The following is a 5,601-nucleotide window of genomic DNA, read 5'->3' as shown; positions in this document are numbered from 1 at the left end:
GCCGAATGCCCAGGCGCCGAATCTCCGTACCGCCGACGTCGAGACCGTACGCAACGACGTATTCGGGCTCGCGGCGAGCGGCGGCGCGATCAAGGCGCTCGACGAAGCGAAGGCACGGCCCGATGCGTTCTCCGCCGTCGACATCGCGCAACTCGAGGAACTGGCGATTCGCCAGCAGGTGCGCGGCGGGCGCGACAAGTCGCGCGCGATGACGAGTTCCGACCGTTTCGACGGGATCGACAGCGCGCTGCGCGCGGCGGACGACCTCGACAAGCGGATGCCGGCCACGCCCGAGTACACACCGGTCAGGACGGCGCTCGCGGGCGACCGCACGGTCGCCTACGCGGCGCGCGGCGACATGAAGACGGCCGTCACGACGTTCGAGACCATTCCGTCCGACGCGGAGATCTCGATCGATGCGCTGTCCGCCGTTGGCGACGCCTACCTGTACCTGAGCGAGCCGGGCAAGGCCAACGCCGTGTACCAGCGCGCGCTGAAGCAGGCGACCGCGTCGCCGACGGACCGCGCGACCCGCGGCTTCCAGTACGGCGCACGCACGCGCCCGATCGAACTGCGCGAAGGGCTGTTCTGGTCGTACGTCGACCAGGGACGCGCGGCGGACGCGAAGCAGGCGCTCGATGACATGGGTGCGTCGCTGCCGCCGGCCAAGGACGTCCGCAGCTACGGCCCGGAGGAAAGCGACTATCTGCGCTACTACCGGCTGCGCGCGCAATACCTGATCTACACCGGCCACGTCGACGAAGGGATCGCCGCGCTCGAGGAACTCGAGAAGCAGGTGCCGTTCAACGCGGAGATCCGTGCCGCGCACGCGGACGCGGTGTCCGGCCAGTCGCATCCCCGCCAGGCGATCGCAATGTATCGCGCGTCGCTCACCGACCACCCGGACAGCGTCGAGATGCTGGCGGGCCTCGGCCGCGCGTCGCTCACGGCCGACGACTACGCGACCGCGAAGAGCGTCGACCAGACGCTGGACAACACGTTCCCGGACAGCGGTGCCGTGCGCGGCTTCAAGCGCGACTACAACGCGTACCGCAGCCCCGTCTTCACGACCGACCTGAACTACGAGCACGGCAACAGCGCACTGGCCGACAACAGCTTCACGTCGGACAGCTATGTGTATTCGCAACCGTTCGGCGATAACTGGCGCGTCTTCTCGCATACGTTCTTCGGCTATGCGCAGACCGACGCCGGCAACGTCAGCCGCACGCGTACGGGCGTCGGCGGCGACTACCGGCACGGGCCGCTCACGGTACAGGGCGAAGTCACGCGCTCGTTCGGCACGGACGGCCGAACCGGCGGCCGCGGGTCGATCGCGTACGCGCTGAACGACTACTGGACGGTCAGCGGCGCGCTCGACACCAACGACAACTCGCTGCCATGGAAGGCGTATGCCGCGCACATCTGGGGCCGCTCGGCGAACGTCTCGGTCGTCTATCGCCAGAACGACCGTCGCGAGGTCAAGCTGAGCTACGGCGTGAGCCGCTACAGCGATTCGAACCTGCACCAGGAGATCGCGGCGACCGCCACGCAGCGCGTGTACACGACCGCCAACCAGCAGGTCAACGTCTCGCTGGATCTCGGCACCGACAGCAACACGCGCCAGAACGCGCCCTACTTCAGCCCGGGCCGCGACTACGCGGCCGCGGCGACCGTCATGCACCAGCTGACCCTCTGGAAGAAGGGCGACATGGGGCTGCAGCAGCGCGTCTCGGTGTCGGGCGGCGTGTACAACGAGCGCGGTTTCGGCACCAGCCCACTGTGGAGCGCGCGCCTCGAGCACGCGTGGACGTTCAAGCACGACATCACGCTGACCTATGGCGTCGAGGTCAGCAGCCACGCGTACGACGGCGAGCGCGAACGCTCCGAAACCGGCTTCATGTCGGTCAACCTGCCGTTCTAGCAAGGAGATCGCGAATGCAAACCAGACGGACCTTCATGTGCGGATGCCTCGGCACGTTTGCCGCCTGTTCGTTGTTCCCGGGCGTGACGAACGCCAGGATGATCGACCTGCTGCCGCCGTCCGACCCGGCCGACGGCAAGACGTTTCGCGTGATCTGCATGCACGACGTGCGCGACAACCTGATGGCGTCGTTTTCGTCGACATCGGCGTCGGCGCTGGTCGATCCGTTCGCGGTCGATACCGGCACGCTGACCGCGATCTTCTCGTGGCTGCAGACCAACAACTACCACACCATCACGGTCAAGCAGATCGAGGAGTCGCGGCACGGCGGCAAGCCGCTGCCGCCGCGCGCGGTGCTCCTCACGTTCGACGACGGCTTTCGCAGCCACTACACGAAGGTGCTGCCGCTACTCGAGCGGTTCAAGTACCCGGCCGTGATGGGCATCGTCACCGCGTGGATCGATACCCCGCCGGATACGCCGATCCGTATCAGCGACAAGGTCCAGGTGCCGCGCGACTACTTCATGTCGTGGGACGACGTGAAGCAGGTCGGCCAGTCGCAGCTCGTCGAGCTCGGCTGCCACACGCACAACCTCCATCACGGCGCGGTCGCGAATCCGCAAGGCAACGAATTGCCGGCGACCACGTCGCACCTCTACCTGCAAGACGAGAAGCGCTATGAAACCGACGCCGAATTCGAAGCGCGCGTGCACAACGACCTGCAGACCTGCGTGCGGCAGATCCGCGAACATACCGGCATCGTCGCACGCTCGATGGTGTGGCCATACGGCGCGGAAAACCAGCCGGTGCGCCAGATATCGACGTCGCTCGGCATGGACATCCAGTTCAGCCTCGATGCCGGCCCGAATACGCCGGACGTGCCGCTGGACCGGCTGCGGCGGATCCTGATGATGTACGACGTCGACATCGGCGGGTTCGAGCGCTCGATGCGCGAGCCGGCGTCGAACCGCGGCGACGTCGACGTGCCCGAGCGCACTGTGCAGGTCGATCTGGACCAGGTCTACGATCCGGATCCCGCGCGGCAGGAAGCGAATCTCGGCAAGCTGATCGAACGCATCTACCGGATGCAGCCGAAATCGGTCTACCTGCAGGCGTTTGCGGACCCGAAAGGCACGGGCGTGGCCGAATCCGTGTATTTCCCGAACCGGCACCTGCCGATGCGCGCCGACCTGTTCTCGCGCGCCGCGTGGCAGCTCAACACGCGCTCCAACGTGCAGGTGTACGCCTGGATGCCGGTGCTCGCGTTCCGGCCGCCGGCCGACAAGCAGCGCGGGCTCGAGGCCGTGAGCGCCTACGGTGGCGCGCCGGCCCGCGAGAACGGCACGCGCACGTTTCGGCTGAGCCCGTTCGATCCGGATGCGCGGCTGATGATCCAGCAGGTCTACGAGGATCTCAGCAAGCACGCGTCGTTCAGCGGCATCCTGTTCAGCGACGACGCGGTGCTCGACGATTACGAGGATGCGGGCCGGCATGCGCTGCGCACCTATTCGCAGTGGGGGCTGCCGGCCGACGTCGGCAAGATCCGCGAGAACCCCGACCTGCTGAATCGCTGGACCCGGCAGAAGTCGCGCTACCTGATCGATCTGACCCGCCAGCTCGAACAGATCGTGCTGGCCCACCAGAACGTGGGCGACGTGCTGACCGCGCGCAACATCTTCGCGATGCCGGTGCTCAAGCCCGAATCGGAAGCGTGGTACGCACAGAACTACGACGATTTCCTCGCCACCTACGACTACGTCGCGCTGATGGCGATGCCGTACATGGAGCAGGCGAAGGATCCCGACGACTGGCTGGACCAGCTCGTGCGGGCCGTCCGGGCGAAGAAGCTCGGGCTGCCGCGCACCGTGTTCGAACTGCAGTCGTACGACTGGCACGCGCGCAAGGAGATCCCCGCCAGCACGCTGCTCGCGCAGATGCGGCGGCTGCGCAGCGAGGGCGCGGTGAATTTCGGCTACTACCCGGACAACTTCCTGAACGGCCTGCCGGAACTCGACGCGATGCGCGACGTGATGTCGCTGAAGTCGCGCCTCGACCCGACATCGATCAACGCACTGATGCAGATGCAGAAAACGCAGGGGACGAAGACGCCATGACTACCCACAGCATCATCCAGCGCCTGCAGGATTTCGTCTTCTACTACCCGTTCTTCATGTCGTACCTGTGGATGATCGGCGGCGTCGTGCACTACTTCCTGCTCGAGGAAGGCCGCGAGCTGTCCACGCGGACGATCGCGTCGAGCGGGATCCCGAAGATCTCGATCGTCGTGCCCTGCTTCAATGAAGCCGCGAACGCGCGCAGCGTGATCGGCCACCTGAACGGGATGCAGTATCCGAACTACGACATCATCGCGGTCAACGACGGCAGCCAGGATCGCACCGGCGAGATCCTCAACGCGCTGGCCGTCGAGATCCCGCGGCTGCTCGTGATCCATCACGCGCGCAACGAAGGCAAGGCGGTCGGGCTCACGACCGCGGCGGCCGTGTCGAACGCGGAATACCTGCTGTGCATCGACGGCGATGCGCTGCTCGCGCACGATGCGATCGGCTGGATGCTCGAGCATTTCCTGACCGATCCGGGCGTGGGTGCCGTGACCGGCAACCCGCGCATCCGCACGCGCACGTCGCTGCTCGGCCGCATGCAGGTCGGCGAATTCTCGTCGATCGTCGGGCTGATCAAGCGCACGCAGCAGGTGTACGGCCGCATCTTCACGGTATCCGGCGTGATCACGATGTTCCGCAAGACCGCGCTCGCCGACGTCGGCTACTGGAGCTCGGACATGCTGACCGAGGACATCGACATCAGCTGGAAGCTGCAGTGCCGCGACTGGCGCGTCGTGTACGAGCCGCACGCACTGAGCTGGATCCTGATGCCCGAGACGCTGAAGGGCCTGTACCGGCAGCGGCTGCGCTGGTCGAAGGGTGGCATCCAGGTGCTGATGAAGTACGCGGGCACGCTCGCGCGGCCGACGCAGATGATGATGTGGCCGCTGTTCGCCGAGTATCTGATCGGCATCGCGTGGGCGTACTCGATGTCGTTCATCCTGCTGCTCGCGCTCATCGATGTCGTGTACCCGCTGCCGCGGAGCTGGCACGTATCGGTCGTGCCGCACTGGCACGGGATGCTGCTGGTCGCCACCTGCATTCTGCAATTGATCATCGGCAGCATGATCGATCGTCGTTACGACGAAAAACTCCTGATGTATTTCCTGGACACCGTCTGGTATCCCGTCGCCTTCTGGCTGATCAGCATGATCACCACCGTCGTCGCCCTGCCCGCCATCGTGCTGCGGGGCCGCGGCAAGCGGGCCGTATGGGTCAGCCCCGACCGAGGCATTCAACATGAAGAACGCACCGATTATTGACCTTTCCCTGCGCGCACCGCGCGACATGATCGCCGAACGAGGCCGCATCGTCGGGCTCGTGATGGTCGTCTGGTTCCGCCTCGTGCGGCCCGCGCTGGTGGGTGCCGTATGGGCATCGATCTGCATCTACACGTACCGCTACCTGTTGCCGTTCAACCCGGCCGAGATGCCGATCGAACAGATGGTGTTCTACGCGACCAGCATCGCGATCATCGCGGGCACCATCGTCACGTGGCTGATCGCCGGGCGCGTCGTGCATCCGCTGGCCTACCGGCTGCGCGTATCGAAGATGCTGCGG

The 5,601-nt window shown here is 66.0% G+C and carries 4 protein-coding genes; all 4 read left to right on the top strand.

The window, feature by feature from the left end; genetic code table 11:
* The coding region (pgaA, locus tag JYJ84_RS27180; protein ID WP_205189683.1) for a poly-beta-1,6 N-acetyl-D-glucosamine export porin PgaA at positions 1-1,921 on the top strand (1,921 nt) is incomplete at its 5' end.
* 14 nt (positions 1,922-1,935) lie between these two features.
* A complete protein-coding gene (pgaB, locus tag JYJ84_RS27175; protein ID WP_175222548.1) occupies positions 1,936-4,035 on the top strand; it encodes a poly-beta-1,6-N-acetyl-D-glucosamine N-deacetylase PgaB in 2,100 nt (699 codons plus the stop codon).
* Entirely contained in the window at positions 4,032-5,303 is a 1,272-nt protein-coding gene (gene pgaC, locus JYJ84_RS27170) for a poly-beta-1,6-N-acetyl-D-glucosamine synthase (RefSeq protein ID WP_122949404.1), read from the top strand. The genes pgaB and pgaC overlap by 4 nt, the downstream gene beginning before the upstream one ends.
* On the top strand, positions 5,281-5,601 hold a 321-nt coding region (locus tag JYJ84_RS27165; protein ID WP_205189681.1), incomplete at its 3' end, for a Biofilm PGA synthesis auxiliary protein PgaD. The genes pgaC and JYJ84_RS27165, both read left to right, overlap by 23 nt.

The sequence above is a fragment of the Burkholderia sp. LMG 13014 genome, assembly GCF_905232215.1.
Classification (GTDB): Bacteria; Pseudomonadota; Gammaproteobacteria; order Burkholderiales; family Burkholderiaceae; genus Burkholderia.
This window is presented reverse-complemented; position numbering and strand designations above follow the sequence as displayed.